Below are 18,161 nucleotides of genomic sequence, written 5' to 3' on the forward strand. Positions count from 1 at the left end.
GAAAACTCCCTAAATTAGCGTTAGTTGTGATTGTTGGATTTCTTTTGTTCCGTAAAGAACAAAAAACTGACGTGTTGCGGCTTGCGCTTCACGAATAATGGTCGTTTCAGACATACTAAGATCATCACCAAGCAATAGACGTATCTGCATATCACGAACGACAAGACCAAAAAAAACACGGAATGTTTCTTCAACATTCTCAAAAGCAAGCAATTCATGCTCACGACCAAGCTCAAGTACCGGCAACAACCGCCGTCCCATGGCAAAAGGCCCATTATGTAAAACAATAGCTCCAAGACGTGATTTTCTAGACGCCGCATCACTGACAGCAAGACGGTTCAATGCAATTGATGTCTGGGAAGAAAGAACGCGAAGCCAGTCACAAGCAAAATGTTCCAGACTTGAAAACAAGGCCTCATAATCGACACGCCCACGTTGCAACGGCACAACCCGCACTCTGGATGCCTGCCATTGCACCATAGCTTCCAAAAAGGAATCCCTGTCACCAAACCACTTATAAAGAGTTTCCTTGGAGCAGCTGGCAGCACGTGCAATATTAGACATGGTCAGCGCATCATCTCCCTCGACAAGCAGATGCAATGCGGCATCGAGAACGTCTTTTTGACGCTCACTCAATTCTCCCCTATCAGCAATTGCCGTTTGCGACATATAAGCTCCAAATAGCAGAAATCCACGCCCTCAAAAACAGTACCGTACCGTACGGTTCGGAAGTATGGCGCAAGTTTATTACTTTAGCAAGTACTTTTTGCTTGTTTTATTACTTTTAAAAACAAACACTAAAGCATCAAAGCTGAATCAATTCCTCAACGCCATAAAATACGTGCCTGACCGAGACAAAGCCGCAGCCAAGCTATTTGACTATACCGTGATCTGGGTGCCAATCTCGACCACCCGACCGGTCGGAATCTGGAAATATTCTGTAGCATCCGATGCCGTACGAGCCAAAAAGATAAAATACTTATCCTGCCAAAGAGGCATATCAGATTTGGCTGCTGGCTTGATGGAGCGACGCGATAGAAAGAATGATGTTGTCATAATATCAAATGACCAGCCAAGCTTGCGACATATGGCAAGGGCGCGTGGAATATTCGGCTGTTCCATATAACCAAATGTGACCGTGACCTGCATAAAACGTTCATTGAACTGTGAAACTCGGGCGCGATCCGCTCTTGCAACACGCGGTGTTGCTGCGGTCTTGACTGTCAAAATTACATTGTTTTCATGCAAAACCTTATAGTGTTTCAGGCTATGCATCAAAGCACTGGGCGCGCTTTTTGGGTCACCCGTCAAAAAGACAGCTGTACCTGGGACAAGTGTTGGCGGATTTTCACCAAATTTTTCAACAATAAGATCAAGCGGAACTTCACTTTTACGCGTTTTATCAAAGAGTTGACGGCTGCCACGTATCCATGTCCACATTGTCAATACAATCAGGGCAGCCAAACCGATCGAAGCCCAGCCTCCTTCATGCACTTTCGCCAAATTGGCGCTGAAAAACAAAAGATCGATCACAAGGAAGCAGATTGCAATGGCAAGGCAGAGCGGTAGACTCCATTTCCATATTCTCACCATAACAATAAAAAGAAGTGACGTTGTCACTAACATATTACCGGTTACCGAAATACCATAAGCCGCAGCCAAATTAGTGGACTTTTCAAAGCCGATGACCAGTACAATAACAACCAGCCCCAAAATCATATTGACCCGAGGCATATAAATCTGCCCCAAAGTTGTCTCTGAAGTATGCAATATTTCAAGACGCGGCAATATATTGAGCTGTACGGCCTGACGCGCCATTGAAAACGCACCGGTAATGACGGCTTGTGACGCAATCATAGTAGCAAGAGCTGCCAGAATAATCATTGGAATAAGTGCCGACTGCGGCAACATCTGATAGAAAGGATTGGCCGCCGCTTCGCCATGGGCCAAAATGAAAGCCCCCTGCCCTAGGTAATTAAAAATAAGGCAGGGAAAAACAATCCAGAGCCATGCGGCAACAATTGGCTTGCGACCGAAATGGCCAAGATCGGCATAGAGTGCCTCGGCACCTGTTACCGCTAGAAAAACAGCGCCGACAGCTGCAAAGGAAGTTGCCGGATTATCAAAAATATAGCTCACTCCATACCATGGAAGAAGTGCCCGAAAAATCGTCAGATCATCAAAGATATGATAAAGACCGAACCCACCAAGAGCCAAGAACCACAAAAGCGTAATTGGACCGAAAACAATTGCAACCTTGCCGGTACCAAAGCGTTGAACAGCAAAAATAGCCACCAGAATGAGTACCGTTAACGGCACAACATAGGGTTCAAGGTCGGGGGCAACCACTTCGATACCTTCAATTGCCGAAAGCACCGATACAGCGGGGGTAATCACCGCATCACCAAAGAAAAGAGATGCACCGATAACACCAATTGCCATCACCCAGCTGCGCCGTTTTTTAAATGTGGAGCCGGCAAGCGCCGTCAGCGATAGGATACCGCCTTCACCATTATTATCCGCCCGCAGAACAAAGACCACATATTTGACTGTAACGATCAGCGCCAAAGCCCAAAAAATCAATGAAATTACGCCAAAAATATCACTGGCAACAATATCATTCTTCCCTGCACCAGCATGCAATGCTTCACGAAAAGCATAAATGGGACTGGTACCGATATCGCCATAAACAACACCGATCGCACCGATAAACAAAAGGCGGAAACTTTCCTTGGAATGATCCGTACTTTCTTCAGGTGCAAGATCGTCGTTCTGCTGCATATCCGCCATATTATTTTCCTTCAATGCGCAATAATACGACAAGCCGTCATTATGGCGCATGATTTTATATCTGTGAGTGAAATTATCGAACCCGACCGTACTGGTATGACTGTTAAGCCTCGTTCATCGTTATTCATGATAGCGCGGCGATGAATCGCCGGACGGTTTCCTTCATACCATATTCCAAGGCATCTGCAATAAGCCCATGTCCAATAGACACTTCTGCAAGCATTGGTACGGCTTTTACAAGATCAGGCAGATTTTCCACCGTCAGATCATGTCCTGCATTAATGCCAAGCCCTGAACGGTAAGCGCTTTCAGAGGCTTTTTCAATGCGTGTCAATTCTACCTTCTGCTTGATTTTGTCATCATAGGCATCCCCATAGGGACCAGTATAGAACTCAACTCGATCCGCCCCTATTTTTTTAGCAATATCAATTCCTTGGCTTGTTGGGTTGGCAAAAAGGGATACACGGATCGATTTTTCTTTCAACCTGTTGATAATCGGTGCTAAAAAATCAGCCGATTGTTCAAAATCCCAACCATGATCGGATGTCGATTGTGCCGGATCATCCGGCACCAACGTAATCTGATGGGCATATTTTTCAACCAAATTCAAAAAAGAGTCACTGGGATAACCTTCAATATTGAACTCTGCTGCACCAAACTCCTTATCAATCAAGCTACGAATTACACTAAGATCAGAAAACCGTATATGGCGCTCATCCGGACGCGGATGCACTGTCAATCCGGCAGCCCCCGCCTGAAGCGCAAGCCGCCCCATATGGATAACATCCGGCCACGGTAGATCACGCCGATTGCGCAACATTGCAACCGCATTAAGATTGACTGAAAGAACTGCCGTCATAAGGCCACCCTTAAATAAGCATATAAACGCATTGATTTATACAAAAGCCGATACTTATCGCAAATACGATGAAACACCATATCAAACCTTTGTCAGATATTGCGAGCTCTAAAATTCTCACCGGCAATGAAATGATCCGGTATTTTAAAATAACCGGATCATGAAACATGAATAGCAACACACCTCAACGCACGATTGTCAGCTTTTCGGCGGCACGGGTAATTGCCGTATAAAGCCAGCGCTCACGTGTATCACGAAAAGCAAAGCTTTCATCGAAAAGCACGACATCATCCCATTGCGAGCCCTGTGCCTTATGAACAGTGAGCGCATAACCATAATCAAAATCGTCATAGCGCTTTTTCAACTGCCAGCCGATTTCCTCTTCCGGATTTTCAAACTGCGCCTTGAGCAATTTGATTTTAGCCACGCCACGATCTTCATCTTCTGGTGTCACCAGCAAATTAATACCCGGCTTGATGGTTTCCTTCGAAGATGTCATCACCTTCCATAAAGAACCATTAAGCAAACCTTTCGCCGGATCATTACGCAGACAAACCAGCTTGTCTCCAGCCTGCGGATAATCTGCCGTAAAACCTTTCAACTCACGTAGACGCCGATTATAAAGACGACGCGTACGATTTGTTCCGACCAACACCTGATCCGCAGCTAAGACAATATCCTGATTGATATCTTTCTTGCCAATAATCTTTGCAGCACCATAATCCCCCTGCGCCAGATCACGTCCCTCGCGAACATCCATGGCAAGACGGATAATGGGGTTATCACGTGCCTGACGATGGATCTCCTCCAGCAAATAATCAGGCTCGGCTTCGGTAAAAAAACCGCCACCGGAAATGGGCGGCAACTGTCCGGGATCCCCAAGCACCAATATAGGGGTGCCGAAACTTAACAGATCACGGCCCAACTGCTCATCAACCATAGAACATTCGTCAACAACAATAAGCTTGGCCTGCGCGACAGGGCTTTGGCGATTAAGCGAAAAAGTCGGCGCTATAGAGGTCTTTCCCGTTGTCTCGTCTGCGACTTCTTCCTCACCGCGTGGACGATAGATCAAAGAATGGATTGTACGAGCATTAACCGCTCCCTTGGCACGCAACACTTGTGCTGCTTTGCCGGTAAAGGCGGCAAATTGTACCTGCCCATCAACATTTTCGGCAAAATAGCGCGCCAATGTCGTCTTGCCGGTTCCAGCATAACCAAACAGACGGAAAATAGGCGAACGCCCTTCCTTGAGCCATTTTGCAACGCTTATAAGCGCTTTATCCTGTTGAGGTGAAAACTGCATGATGGATGAAGACAAGATTCTTGTGAACGAGGCAAGCCTTTTCATCCTCTATCAACCGATGTTACAAATCATATAAGACTCTTGAAACAGGATAAATCATGACCGCGGCACAAGATTTTCAGACACGTTTTTTACTTGATATTCCACTTATTCAAGCCCCTATGGCCGGCGTCTCTTCACCGGCACTTGCCGCTTCTGTATGTAATGAAGGCGCTATTGGCTCCCTCGGGCTTGGCGCCATGACAGTTGAAGGAATGCAAAAAGCGGCAAAAAAACTGAAAGACGCAACTTCAAAACCCTTCAACTTGAACTTTTTCTGCCATCAGCGTCGCCCTCTCGACGAAGAAAAACAAAATATATGGCTGAAAAGGATAACGCCTGAATTTGCCCAATATGGCCAAAAGCCACCGCAAAAGCTGGCAGAGGTCTATTCATCATTCTACCAAAACGATGCTATGCTCAAGTTCCTGCTCGATGAAAAACCTGCCATTGCAAGCTTCCATTTTGGCTTGCCGGATGAACCTGCAATCCGAGCACTAAAAGAAAAAGGTATCTATCTCATAGCCTCTGCAACATCGCTCGAGGAGGCTTGTCTGGTCGAAAAAGCAGGATTTGATGGCGTTATCGCCCAAGGATATGAAGCCGGCGGGCATCGTGGTATATTTGATGAAAATGGCTCCGATGCGTGTTTGGGATTGATAGCACTATTGCCGCTTCTCGTAAGACATATATCCATTCCGGTCATTGCAGCCGGCGGCATTATGAACGGCCAAGCCATCCGTGCTGTGCTTGATATGGGAGCCGCTGCAGCTCAAATGGGAACCGCCTTTATTGCCTGCCCGCAATCACTGGCCGACGAACATTACCGTAAAAGACTGGCAAGCCATGACGCAAAACATACACACATGACTCGTGTAATTTCCGGCCGTCCTGCCCGATCCCTGCACAGCCGTTTTACCGAGTTTTCCAAAACCGTCCCAGACTATGACGTTGCGCCCTATCCCTTTGCCTATGATGCTGCCAAACAGCTTCATACCTTGGCAAAAGAAAATAATGACTTTGGTTATGGTGCCTATTGGGCCGGTCAGGGCGCGCCACTATCTCGAGCCCTAGGCACATCAGAACTCGTTAAAACTCTCAAACAGGAATTCAAACAAAATCAAAAAGATAACCACAAGAAGTGAATCAATTTCGAAACAACTTGAATCATTTTCTTAAAAGAAAAACGCCGCAATTTGCGGCGTTCAATCTTCTTTTTACATACCGTCAGATCCGCGATTCATCGCCGATACACCCGTTCTGCACACCTCGATCAATCCTAAAGGTTTCATGATAGACACAAACTGGTCGACCTTAGAGCTCTTACCAGTAATCTCAAAAATGAAATGTTCAACTGTAGCGTCAACAACCTTGGCATGGAACGCTTCTGCCAGCCTCAAAGCCTCTATACGTTCTGCCCCCTCACCAGCAACCTTGATCAAGGCCAACTCACGCTCGATTGGTGCTTCTTGTCCAAGTTCTCGCGCTCTGATTGTTAAATCAACAACACGATGAACCGGCACAATCCGCTCCAATTGATGACGTATCTGAACAATCACATTCGGCGTAGCACGCGTTACAATGGTAATACGCGACAGATGTTGCTCATGTTCAGTTTCCGAAACGGTGAGACTTTCAATATTATAACCACGACCAGAAAAAAGGCCGATCACACGGGCAAGAACCCCCGGCTCATTATCCACAAGGACAGCAAGCATATGGGTTTCCGTCGGGTCATTATCCGGTTCAATGAAATAGGCGGAACCGAAACTCAAGCTTTGTGCATTCATTTTATCATTCCCTCTATCTTATTAAACCAATCGACGGCCTTCAGCATCAATGGCATTGGCTACCGCTTCATCTGTCGCCTCATCCGGCAATAACATATCATTATGGGCGCGTCCTGACGGAATCATCGGGAAACAGTTTTCCAAATTGACAATACGACAATCAAAAATTACCGGCTTATCGCAGTCAATCATCTGTTGAATCTTTTCATCCAACTCCTGTGGTTTGGAACAACGGATCCCAACGGCACCATAGGCTTCTGCCAATTTGACAAAATCCGGCATCGCTTCTGTATAGGAATTGGACAGACGATTGCCATGCAGCAATTGCTGCCATTGGCGTACCATGCCCATATATTCATTATTGAGAATGAATATTTTGACCGGCGCATTGTGCTGTATCACTGTCGACAACTCTTGAATGTTCATCTGGATCGAGGCGTCACCGGCAATACAGATCACCAGATCATCCGGATGGGCAATCTGCACCCCGACAGCAGACGGAAAACCATACCCCATCGTACCCAGCCCGCCAGAAGTCATCCAGTGGTTGGGCGCATCAAATCCATAATATTGTGCAGCCCACATCTGATGCTGGCCAACTTCGGTCGTAATATAGGCCTGCTTATCCTTGGTCAGCTCATAAAGCCGTTGGATAGCATATTGCGGCATGATGACATCTTTTTTCTGCGCATAGGCCAAAGAGTTGCGCTTACGCCAGCGGTTGATCTGCTCCCACCATGTTTTACGCTCGGATGTTTTCGTATCAATCTTCAAGGCTCGCAAACGCCGGTTAAGATTTTCCAGAACATTGGCAACATCACCGATAATCGGCACATCGACTTCGACATTCTTGTTGATCGATGAAGGATCAATATCAATATGGATAATCTTCGCCTCCGGTGCAAAAGCATCGACACGTCCGGTAATACGATCATCAAAACGTGCACCGATAGCAATCATCACATCGCAATCATGCATTGTCATATTGGCTTCATAAGTGCCATGCATGCCGAGCATACCCAACCAGTTTTTGCCTGAAGCTGGATAAGAACCTAGGCCCATCAATGTCGAGGTGATTGGAAAATCACCGATTTCGACCAATTCGCGTAGTAAACGAACAGCATCAGGCCCGGAATTGATAACACCGCCGCCGCTATAAATAACCGGTTTTTTAGCTTCCGAAATCATAGCAGCTGCAAATTCAATTGCCTTGGAATCGCCTTCCATATGCGGATGATAACTGGTACGCGGCATGGATTTTGGCGCAGTATAAACACCGCTGGCAAACTGTACATCCTTTGGGATATCAACCAGAACGGGTCCGGGACGACCTGTCTTTGCAACATGAAAAGCCTCATGGATAATACGAGCCAGATCATTTACATCCTTAACCAGCCAATTGTGCTTGGTACAAGGGCGTGTAATACCAACCGTATCGGCTTCCTGAAAGCCGTCAGAACCGATCAGGGTTGTCGGCACCTGCCCGGAAAAGCATACAATAGGAATGGAATCCATCAAGGCATCCTGCAACGGCGTTACCGCATTGGTCGCACCCGGCCCCGACGTTACCAACATAACGCCAACCTTTCCGGTAGAGCGCGCATAACCTTCTGCCGCATGTCCGGCTGCCTGTTCATGACGCACCAGAATATGACGGAATTTATCCTGCTGGTAGATTTCATCATAAATTGGAAGAACAGCACCACCAGGATAGCCAAAAATATGTTCCACCCCCTGATCAATCAGGGCCTGAATGACAATTTCCGCTCCCGACATTGTTTTTCCATCGGCACTTTCCGTCTTCATTTGCTGTTCTGCCATTTTATTTTTCCGTCTTGCTTCTTTCATAAAAGTTTCAGCTAATAAAAAAGGCCCCTGATAAGGAGCCTGTGTTGCGCATGGGAGGACTATTGCCAGATGGTTACACCACCTCACCCATACGCACACCCACCACGAGAAGAATATTCTGTTCCATAGGGTAAGACCATAAATGTGTCATTTCCGTTCGTCAATCATAAATTTCAAGCAATTTTATTTCAACAGATCCGCAGGCGACCCAATACGCTGCCAATGCTCGTCCAACTGGTTACGAAACCATGTCATCTGGCGCTTGGCATAGTGGCGTGTCTGCTGTTTGGCCCTATCAATCGCTTCTTCAACAGAAAGACTACCGGCAAGATAAGCACCCAACTCTCCTACCCCGATTGCCTTCATAACCGGAAGATCAGCCGGCAAATGCAAATCAAGAAGCAGCTTGACTTCATCGAGCGCACCTTTTCCAACCATCGAATCGAAACGGCGATTGATATTGTCATATAACAATGTACGCTCAGGCATCAGAGCTATTTTCTCGCTCTGTTCCGGATCAATAACAGGCTCTTCTTTTTGTGCCTGCCAATAAAGCAATGACTTTCCGGTTGCTTTATAAACTTCAAGTGCGCGCAAAATACGCTGACTATCATGAGGGGCCAATCGTGCGGCAATCACAGGATCAACCTGCTCAAGACGCCGATAAAGAATATCGCCACCCGTATCAGCCATTTCCTGACGCAAGCTCATCCTGATCGTATCCGGTATATCGGGTATAATAGCCAGTCCACCCGTTAGCGCACTGAAATAAAGCCCCGTACCGCCAACAAATATCTTTTCTCGCCCCTTATGATCACCCAGTATTTTTTTGACATCGCGCAACCACTGGCCGGTCGAATAGGAAATAGCCGGATTGACTGTACCATAAAGAAAATGGGGCGCTTTTGCCAAAGCGGATGCATCCGGACGAGCTGTTAACACATCCAACACATCATAAACCTGCATAGAATCGGCATTTATGATGATCGCGTCATGTTGTTTTGCCAGACATAATGCAAGATCGGACTTGCCGCTGGCCGTCGGGCCAGCTATCAGAGTGGCTGTTTCTTTTATTCCAGTCACGGATAATCCTTATGCCTGTTCATATCCAGCTTGTCGCTACACTAATTGTCAATCCGCAAAATCCAGTTTTGACGTCAGATATAGCCAATAGCGCGCAAACAGCCCTTAATGCAACCACTCTTCATTGGCTCGAGAACGCAGTTGCCTGTGATATTTACCTGCCCCAAGAGCTTGATCATGACGAAGCCTTGAACCGGGTAAAAGCCGTTATCGGTAATTGCCCAATCGATTGCGTAGTACAAGCACAAGAAAATAGACGCAAAAAATTACTACTGGCCGATATGGATTCCACCATGATCCAACAGGAATGCATTGATGAACTGGCTGAAGAAGTTGGTTTACGCGATCATATTGCGACGATCACCAAGCGGGCTATGAATGGCGAAATTGATTTTGAACCGGCCCTACGCGAACGCGTCGCACTGCTTAAGGGCCTCTCCATTGATGTCATTGACCGGGTCATTGAAAAGCGCATCACCTTAATGCCCGGCGGACGAGAACTCATTGCCACGATGAAAGCCAACCATGCTTACACCGCACTTGTATCGGGTGGCTTTACACTTTTTACAAAGGTTATTGCTCAAAAGCTTGGTTTTGATGAAAATCATGCCAATCAACTGCATCATGAATCAGGGAAATTATCTGGCACCGTCGAAGACCCTATCCTTGGCAAACAAGCAAAGCTGGAAAAACTCAATACATTATGCCATAAACTCGGCATCTCGACAGATCAAGCCATGGCTGTCGGCGATGGCGCCAATGATCTGGCTATGTTGCAAGCGGCCGGTGCCGGTGTTGCTCTTCATGCCAAACCAGTGGTTGCCGAAGCTGCCAAAATGCGGATTGATCATGGCGACCTAACAGCCCTCCTCTATATTCAAGGATACCAGAAAAGAGATTTCATATGCGCCTGATTTCAACAGAACGTCTCAAAATTAGAGACTGGCAGGAAACAGATCTGCCGGTATTCCATCGCCTCAACAGCGACCCAAAAATCATGCAGTTTTTTCCCTCTCGTTATTCGCTTGAACAATCAGAAGAAAAATTCAAGGCACATTATCAAAGCTTTGAAAACTCCGGCTTTGGCTATGCTGCTCTAGAAGCGCGCGAAACTGGTAAAGTCATCGGTATGTGTGGATTATTAAAAACCGACCTTCCGCCACAACTTCCCTATAATACAACTGAAATAGGTTGGCGCCTGCTCCCTGAATATTGGGGATTTGGCCTTGCTAGCGAAGCCGCCAAAGCATTAATGGCTTACGGCTTTGAAACGCTGAAATTACGTGAAATAATCAGCTTTACCAGCAAAAGCAATGAAGCATCAATTGCAGTTATGGAGAATATCGGCATGAAGCGATGCACCGATCTTGATTTTGATCATCCCAATGTGCCGGAAAGCCATCCCGAACTCATTCCCCATATTGTCTATTCAAAAAAGCAGGAATAAATCAATCCATCCGCACTGTAACATAGCGCAAGGCACCGTTGCGGTCGGCAACAAGCAAAAATGCATTCTTGCGGCCTGTCCCGCGTAATGTCTCAATCCTCTTCTTGACATCGTCAGGACTCTTGACCGCTTCCTGATTGACATCTACGATAACATCGCCTTTGTGTAAGCGTTTTTCAGCTGCCGCACTACCCGGAACGACATTGACGACAACAACACCGGCAACACTGGGGGCAATACTCAACTCTTTACGCACCACATCATCAAGAACAGCCAAATAAAGCCCCAAAACGGGTTTGGCCTCAGTATGATCTTCCTGCGTCTTATTATTATCTTTGTCCTTATCACCCTTTTCTTCAGCGACGGCTTCATCATTATCTTTTTCTTCAAGACGCCCAAGCTTTACCTTGACGGTTTTTTCCTCTCCCTTACGGATAACCGTAACATCAACAATCTGGTTGACAGGACTTTCTGCAACAATACGTGGCAGGATGCGTGCATCCTTAATAGCCTTGCCGGCGAAACGAATGATTACATCACCGTCTTCCAGAGCCTTATTATCGACCTTGGCATCCTCAATTTTACCAGCAACTAGCGCGCCTTCGGCCTTATCTAGGCCAAGGCTATCGGCAATTTCCTGTGTTACCGGCTGAATACGGATAGCAAGCCAGCCACGGCGTGTCTCGCCAAATGCTTTCAACTGGTTGATAACACTGATTGCCATTTCGGAAGGAATTGCAAATCCAATACCGATAGAACCACCCGATGGTGAAATAATTGCCGTATTGATCCCGATAACCTTACCATGCATATCAAAGAGCGGTCCCCCTGAATTGCCACGGTTAATTGCCGCATCTGTCTGGATGAAATCATCATAAGGACCGGCATTGATGTCACGATTACGCGCTGAAATGATACCGACCGTCACCGTCCCGCCTAGGCCGAACGGATTGCCAATTGCCATCACCCAATCACCGATTTTAGCCTCTTCGGAATCTCCGAAAGAAACCGATGTCAGTTTTTTAGCACCCGGATCCACTTTCAACAAAGCTAGATCCGTTTTTGCGTCTTTACCAATCAATCTGGCTTTTAATTTGGAACCATCGGTAAAATTGACTTCTATATCATCAGCCTCATTAATCACATGATTATTCGTCACAATATAACCTTGTGCAGCGTCAATCACGAAACCTGAGCCCAATGATTGCACCTTGCGTGAACGACTATTGGCACCATCACCATCCTTGGAGAAAAAATCATTGAAGAGATCTTCAAAAGGTGCCCCTTCCGGCACTTTGGGTGCGGGAACATTGTCCCCCTGTTCAGTTCCCTTGACAGTCTGTGATGTCGAAATATTGACAACGGCATCCAGAAGGCCGGCAGCAAGAGATGAGACCGATTCCGGCGCGTTCTGGGCTAATGGCGCCTGTGCCACAGCTGACAACGGCAACAAAAAAGTGCTCGAAACGGCTAATACAGCCATAAAACGCGATAAAGACATCAATCAATCCTGAACAATTTGCTTTGCAAAGCGGAATAAGAAACCTTTTAGAGCATTTTGTGACACAGGAAAACATCCATAACAATCAGGAATATAAATAACACACGATTAGAATAGCAATCTGCCTTTAAATTATTATTATAAGCCCGTATCAACATGCCGAATTCATGTAACGCCACCACCACACACAACATTTTCCCATAAAAAGAACCCGCCATCGGTCATCCTTTAAAGAAAAAACAATGGCGGGCCGATATCATACAGCAATATTAATGCTTATCGTGCAGACGGCTTATTTCCAGAACTTTGTCCGAAATAACGGAAGAAAGATGAATCCGGTGACAAGATCATCGGCGTGTCATGCAATTTGGAATAGGCATCCATCGAACGCCAGAAAGTATAAAATTGCGGATCCTTGTCCGTAGCCTCGGCAAATAGACGCGCGCGTTCCGCTTCACCTTCACCACGAATAATTTCCGAGTCACGGGTGGCCTGTGCAACAATTTCTACAGCCTCACGATCGGCTCCAGCCTGAATACGTTGGCGCTCTTCATTACCCAAAGCACGCAAACGTTCAGCTTCGGTCTGGCGTTCCTGAATCATTTTCTGGAAAGTTTCCTGAGAAACTTCGCTTGTCAGTTCGGTTTTCAAAATACGCAAATCCACAACAGTAATACCGTAATTGGCTGCTTTCGGTGTAATCATTGTCTGGACTTCACGCATCATATTAGGTCGTTCTGCCGACAACGCCGCATCAAATTCACGACTATTATAAACAATATCCAACATCGACTCGAATTCCGGACGCAACCGGCCTTCAGCAATACTCGGATCACCACTGCCAACAGTAGAAAGAAAACGGGAAGCATCCGAAATATGATAAATCAAAAAGGCATCCACCATATAAAAACGTCCATCCTTAACCTGTACACGACGGGTCGGCAGATCAAAACGACGCTGGCGATTATCAATAACAACCTGCTGATCAATAAATGGCAATTTAAAATAGATACCCGGTTTGTTTTTTACGGTTACAACAGCACGAAAGCGCAAAAGGGCAACCTGTTGTGCCGGATAGACAATAAAAATCGAAGACCAGCCGATAACCAGAAGAACAAGAATACCGACAAGAATAACAAGAAAACGGGACGAATTCATTTTGCACCTCCGACTGATTGCGGCTGTGCCTGCATCTGTGTCTGTGATGAGGCCGGCGTTTTAACCGGCACATTCTGTTTCATAAACTCATTAATCGGCATATAGGGTAAAATGCCATTGGCAGCGCCGCCACCAATAAAAAGTTTGTTAGGACCAGAAAAGAGCTTTTCCATGGTTTCTGTTTCCAAGCGGAATTGCGTCAACTCACGTGCCTTGGACGCTTCAGCATAAAGCGAAAGAAACCGCTGTGTTTCACCAGTCGCCTCTTCTACAACCTGAGATTTATAGGCTTGCGCCGCTTCACGAATTTGGGCTGCCCGTCCGCGTGCCTGTCCCAAAACACGGTTACGGTATTGCTGACCGGCCCCACGCGCACGATTTTGTTCCTGTTCGGCCTGTTGAACGGCATCAAAAGCCGATGCAACTTCTGCGGTTGGCGGTTCTGCTGTTTCAATTGCCATACTGACAATCTCAATACCGGCCTTATAACGATCAAGCGTATCCTGTGTAATGGCCTTAACCTCATCTTGAATAGCCGCACGCGCGGCGCGATAGACATCCGTTACCGGACGACGGCCTACAACCTCACGCATCGCACTTTCAGAAACCTGTTCCATCGTACGAACCGGATCCAGTATATTAAAGAGATAAGAGCGTACATCCGACACACGATAGGTCACGGTAAAACGCACATTGACAATATTCTGATCTGCCGTCAGCATCAAACCAGTCGGCTGGGTTGTGCTAGAAGAAGAACTGATACTACGCGTCACCGAAGCCCCACCTATTTCACGAGTCTGGGTTGCAATAGAGACAATTTGCACCTGTTCAACCGGCCAGAAAAGGAAGTGGGCACCCTGCCCCTCCATTTCGGCTTTCGGTACACCAAAGCGTAGTTCAACAGCCTGCTGGTTAGGCCCGACCATATAAAAACATTGATAGGCCCACAAAGCCAGTACAGCCAGCACAATAATGGCAACAAAACCACCACCACCAGCTTGTCTAAGCTTGTCCTGCCCTTTACGCAGCATATCATCGAGATCAGGGCCACCATTTCCACCACCAGAGCCGGAAGGTTTCTTACCCCATGGATTGTTTTGGTTGTTTTTATTACCGTTATCATTACCGCCGCCCCAAGGACTGCCGCCATTTTTACCGGTATCATTGCCACCATTATTGCCGCCACCCCATGGGCCGCCACCGTTCTGATTACTCCAGGGCATTCTCACCTCTTTGCTCACGCAAACATTATTCACGCTTTTTTGATCGTTTTCTGTTTATAGGTATACAGGGCCATGCTTTCAACAAAGCAACAGCATTTTTTTTATGTTTTACTAGATTTTTGTCTTTGATAAACAACAAAGCGCGTTGGATGGCTATCTTTTTCGCCAGCTGGCACCATTTCATGAGAAACAGCCTGCCATTCATCCGCCTCGAATATAGGAAAATAGGTGTCGCCATCAATATAACTAAGAATTTCAGTCACATAAAGCTTTTCAGCCAAAGGCAAAGCCTGTTTGAAAATTTCACCGCCGCCAATAACAAAGAGACAAGGTGCATCCGTTTTCTCTGCCTCTTCCTCTCCTATGCGCAATGCTTCGGCAAGTGTATGGGCAACGATTGCCCCCTGCGGTACAAAAGCCGCATCACGGGTAATCACAATATTGGCCCGTCCGGGCAATGGGCGGCCTAGTGAATCCCATGTCTTACGCCCCATAATAACAGGCTTGCCAAGGGTCAACGCTTTGAAGCGTTTTAAATCGGTTGACAATTGCCATGGCATACCGCCATCGCGGCCTATAACCCCATTTTCAGAAACAGCAACAATGAGATAGACGGGCAATGTCATACCGCAACCGGCGCCTTGATATGCGGATCAGCCTCATAACCAATCAGCTCGAAATCTTCAAAACGGAAAGCAAAAAGATCTTTCACCGCCGGATTGATTTTCATCACAGGCAGTTTCTTCGGACTGCGTGACAATTGCTCTTTTGCCTGATTAAAATGGTTGGCATAGATATGAGCATCTCCGAATGTATGAACAAAATCCCCAAGCTTTAATCCTGCAATCTGCGCAACCATCATGGTCAAAAGCGCATAAGAAGCAATATTAAAAGGCACGCCAAGGAAAATATCGGCTGAACGCTGATAAAGCTGGCAGGACAACTTTCCATCAGCCACATAGAACTGAAAAAGACAATGGCAAGGCGGCAAAGCCATTTCATCAACAAGCGCCGGATTCCAAGCCGATACAATCAGGCGGCGTGAATCGGGATTACTTTTTAATGTTTTCAAAAGATTGGTAATCTGGTCTATATGGCGACCATCCGGAGCTGGCCATGAACGCCATTGATAACCGTAGACAGGGCCAAGGTCACCGTTTTCATCAGCCCATTCATCCCATATCGATACACCGTTTTCTTTCAGATAAGCGATATTGGTATCACCCTTCAAAAACCACAGCAATTCATGGATAATAGAGCGCAGATGCAGTTTCTTGGTCGTGAGAACCGGAAACCCAGCATTAAGATCAAAGCGCATCTGATAACCAAAAACAGAACGCGTACCGGTACCGGTACGATCAGAGCGATCAATGCCGGTTTTCATAACATGGGAAAGAAGATCAAGATATTGTTTCATAGCACTCTGTTTAAGCCAGAATCGTGCAAGTGTAAAAGCATGGATTACGCTTTTCACATAATATTCTCATCCCATTCCTCCGTTGACAGCGTCTCCTATAAAAACGCCCCCAACCATCGTCAATAAGCCTTTCACTGCTATGTGATTAGTCTCATTTAGCAATGAGTATAAATTATTGGAAAAGCCAAGGTATGATTTCGGGAGGTATTCATGTCTATTACCAACGATCAATCCACACCAGATCCCCACGACACACGCAAACGCATCTTTGCCATTGTCGCCAGCGCTTCTGGCAATCTGGTAGAGTGGTATGATTTTTATATCTACGCATTTGCCTCAATCTATTTTGCTAACCAATTCTATCCATCCGGCAACGATCAAGTTGCAGCTTTATTAAAAACCGCTGGTGTCTTTTTTATCGGATTTTTAATGCGCCCAATCGGGGGATATCTCTTTGGCTTTATCGCCGATAAATATGGACGCAAGGTTTCCATGTTGATCTCAGTCACCATGATGTGTGCTGGTTCTCTGATCATTGCCATATTGCCCACTTATGCGAGTTGGGGAAACATAGCTGGCATCCTGCTCTTACTGGTACGCATGCTGCAAGGTCTATCTGTCGGCGGTGAATACGGAACAACCGCTACCTATATGAGCGAAGTCGCATTGAAAGGTCGACGTGGTTTTTTCAGTTCGTTTCAATATGTAACATTGGTTGGCGGCCAGTTATTAGCCGTATTTGTTGTTGTCATGCTGGAGATGTTCCTTGATGATGCCGAGTTGAAAGCATGGGGTTGGCGCATTCCTTTCTTTATTGGTGCGATTACAGCACTTGTTGCTTTCTATCTACGCCGCTCCTTACATGAAACATCAACCAAAGAAACACGTTCACGTGTTGAAGCCGGCAGCCTTATCGCCTTATTAAAAAATCACACACGTGCTTTTCTTCTTGTTGTCGGCTTTACAGCCGGTGGTTCGCTCACCTTCTACACCTACACCACCTACATGCAGAAATATCTGGTAACCACCAGCGACTTCACCCCCAAAGAAGCCAATGCACTGATGTTGGGCGCCCTGTTTATCTTTATGGTTTTGCAGCCTTTGTTCGGTATGTTGGCCGACAGAATCGGCACTCGTACGTCATTGCTTATTTGGTCTACCCTATCAGTAATACTGACGGTTCCCGCCCTTGGCTTTATAGGTAAAACCCATAGCCACTTTGCTGCATTCTTGATGATTGTCGTCATGCTGGCCATAACCTGCATGTACACCTCTATTGGCGGCATTGTAAAAGCAGAAATGTTCCCTGCAGAAGTACGTGCATTAGGCGTCGGCTTTTCCTATGCTGTAGCCAATGCCTTATTTGGCGGCTCTGCCGAATATGTCGCCTTATGGTTCAAAGACGTCGGGCATAACAACTATTTCTACTGGTATGTTGTGATTATGATGGTGATCGCCTTTATCGCTGCCTTTGTTATGAAAGATGCACGCAAAAATGGTTACTTACAAGGACATGGCATCCATTAACGCCTTATATTATCCCTTGAAATACACAATAAGAATTCCCAGGCAACAGCCCGGGTTTTCTTTTTGATTTCTACTGTTTTTCACTGTTTTCACAATTTTACGCCATATTTTAAACAAAATTAATGACGTGCCCATTTACGTTTGATAGAGGAATTAAAATACAAAACTAATTT

16 protein-coding genes are annotated in these 18,161 nt (G+C 46.3%); 4 read left to right on the top strand and 12 right to left on the bottom strand.

Annotation, left to right across the window (positions count from 1 at the left end; all coding sequences use genetic code 11):
- Window positions 1–9: 9 nt before the first annotated feature.
- The 4 genes from ACYZ97_RS06300 to ACYZ97_RS06315 form a co-directional block, all read right to left on the bottom strand.
- Window positions 10–669 (bottom strand): TetR/AcrR family transcriptional regulator, encoded by a 660-nt coding sequence (locus ACYZ97_RS06300; RefSeq protein ID WP_473297501.1) that lies wholly within the window; start codon window positions 667–669, stop codon window positions 10–12.
- A 210-nt stretch (window positions 670–879) separates the two neighbouring features.
- Window positions 880–2,790, bottom strand: coding sequence for a potassium transporter Kup (locus ACYZ97_RS06305; protein WP_473297503.1), 1,911 nt, complete (start codon window positions 2,788–2,790; stop codon window positions 880–882).
- Window positions 2,791–2,914: 124 nt separating this feature from the next.
- Entirely contained in the window at window positions 2,915–3,649 is a 735-nt protein-coding gene (locus ACYZ97_RS06310) for a pyridoxine 5'-phosphate synthase (RefSeq protein WP_473297505.1), read from the bottom strand.
- A gap of 184 nt (window positions 3,650–3,833) precedes the next feature.
- Entirely contained in the window at window positions 3,834–4,955 is a 1,122-nt protein-coding gene (locus tag ACYZ97_RS06315) for an ATP-dependent DNA helicase (RefSeq protein ID WP_473300648.1), read from the bottom strand.
- A 98-nt stretch (window positions 4,956–5,053) separates the two neighbouring features.
- Here ACYZ97_RS06315 and ACYZ97_RS06320 point away from each other — a divergent pair, with 98 nt between their 5' ends.
- Window positions 5,054–6,139 (top strand): NAD(P)H-dependent flavin oxidoreductase, encoded by a 1,086-nt coding sequence (locus tag ACYZ97_RS06320; RefSeq protein WP_473297507.1) that lies wholly within the window; start codon window positions 5,054–5,056, stop codon window positions 6,137–6,139.
- A gap of 72 nt (window positions 6,140–6,211) precedes the next feature.
- On the opposite strand, the gene ilvN is transcribed toward ACYZ97_RS06320, so the two are convergent.
- The 3 genes from ilvN to miaA form a co-directional block, all read right to left on the bottom strand.
- Window positions 6,212–6,784, bottom strand: coding sequence for an acetolactate synthase small subunit (gene ilvN / locus ACYZ97_RS06325; RefSeq protein ID WP_473297509.1), 573 nt, complete (start codon window positions 6,782–6,784; stop codon window positions 6,212–6,214).
- A 21-nt stretch (window positions 6,785–6,805) separates the two neighbouring features.
- Window positions 6,806–8,605, bottom strand: a complete 1,800-nt coding sequence (locus ACYZ97_RS06330; RefSeq protein ID WP_473297511.1) for an acetolactate synthase 3 large subunit — start codon at window positions 8,603–8,605, stop codon at window positions 6,806–6,808.
- Window positions 8,606–8,815: 210 nt separating this feature from the next.
- Window positions 8,816–9,715: a tRNA (adenosine(37)-N6)-dimethylallyltransferase MiaA gene (gene miaA / locus ACYZ97_RS06335; protein WP_473297513.1), complete on the bottom strand. Its 900-nt coding sequence runs from the start codon at window positions 9,713–9,715 to the stop codon at window positions 8,816–8,818.
- 23 nt (window positions 9,716–9,738) lie between these two features.
- Between miaA and serB the strand changes: the two genes are divergently transcribed.
- Together serB and ACYZ97_RS06345 are read left to right on the top strand one after the other, a co-directional pair.
- Complete coding sequence (gene serB / locus ACYZ97_RS06340; RefSeq protein ID WP_473300649.1) at window positions 9,739–10,629, top strand: phosphoserine phosphatase SerB; 891 nt, start codon at window positions 9,739–9,741, stop codon at window positions 10,627–10,629.
- The gene (locus ACYZ97_RS06345) at window positions 10,620–11,162 is read left to right on the top strand and encodes a GNAT family N-acetyltransferase (RefSeq protein ID WP_473297515.1); all 543 of its coding nucleotides are present in this window, start codon (window positions 10,620–10,622) and stop codon (window positions 11,160–11,162) included. The genes serB and ACYZ97_RS06345 overlap by 10 nt, the downstream gene beginning before the upstream one ends.
- A gap of 1 nt (window position 11,163) precedes the next feature.
- On the opposite strand, the gene ACYZ97_RS06350 is transcribed toward ACYZ97_RS06345, so the two are convergent.
- The 5 genes from ACYZ97_RS06350 to ACYZ97_RS06370 form a co-directional block, all read right to left on the bottom strand.
- A complete protein-coding gene (locus ACYZ97_RS06350) occupies window positions 11,164–12,663 on the bottom strand; it encodes a Do family serine endopeptidase (protein ID WP_473297517.1) in 1,500 nt (499 codons plus the stop codon).
- Window positions 12,664–12,939: 276 nt separating this feature from the next.
- Window positions 12,940–13,821, bottom strand: coding sequence for a protease modulator HflC (gene hflC, locus ACYZ97_RS06355; protein WP_473297519.1), 882 nt, complete (start codon window positions 13,819–13,821; stop codon window positions 12,940–12,942).
- Entirely contained in the window at window positions 13,818–15,044 is a 1,227-nt protein-coding gene (hflK, locus tag ACYZ97_RS06360) for an FtsH protease activity modulator HflK (RefSeq protein ID WP_473297521.1), read from the bottom strand. The genes hflC and hflK overlap by 4 nt, the downstream gene beginning before the upstream one ends.
- A 101-nt stretch (window positions 15,045–15,145) precedes the next feature.
- A complete protein-coding gene (locus tag ACYZ97_RS06365) occupies window positions 15,146–15,670 on the bottom strand; it encodes a dihydrofolate reductase (protein WP_473297523.1) in 525 nt (174 codons plus the stop codon).
- The gene (locus ACYZ97_RS06370) at window positions 15,667–16,461 is read right to left on the bottom strand and encodes a thymidylate synthase (RefSeq protein ID WP_473300650.1); all 795 of its coding nucleotides are present in this window, start codon (window positions 16,459–16,461) and stop codon (window positions 15,667–15,669) included. The genes ACYZ97_RS06365 and ACYZ97_RS06370 overlap by 4 nt, the downstream gene beginning before the upstream one ends.
- Window positions 16,462–16,671: 210 nt before the next feature.
- On the opposite strand from ACYZ97_RS06370, the gene ACYZ97_RS06375 reads away from it, so the two are divergent.
- Window positions 16,672–17,988 carry an MFS family transporter gene (locus tag ACYZ97_RS06375; RefSeq protein ID WP_473297525.1) on the top strand — a complete coding sequence of 439 codons (1,317 nt, stop codon included), beginning with the start codon at window positions 16,672–16,674 and terminating at the stop codon, window positions 17,986–17,988.
- Window positions 17,989–18,161: the final 173 nt, after the last annotated feature.

It is taken from the genome of Bartonella sp. bp_1, assembly GCF_055808085.1.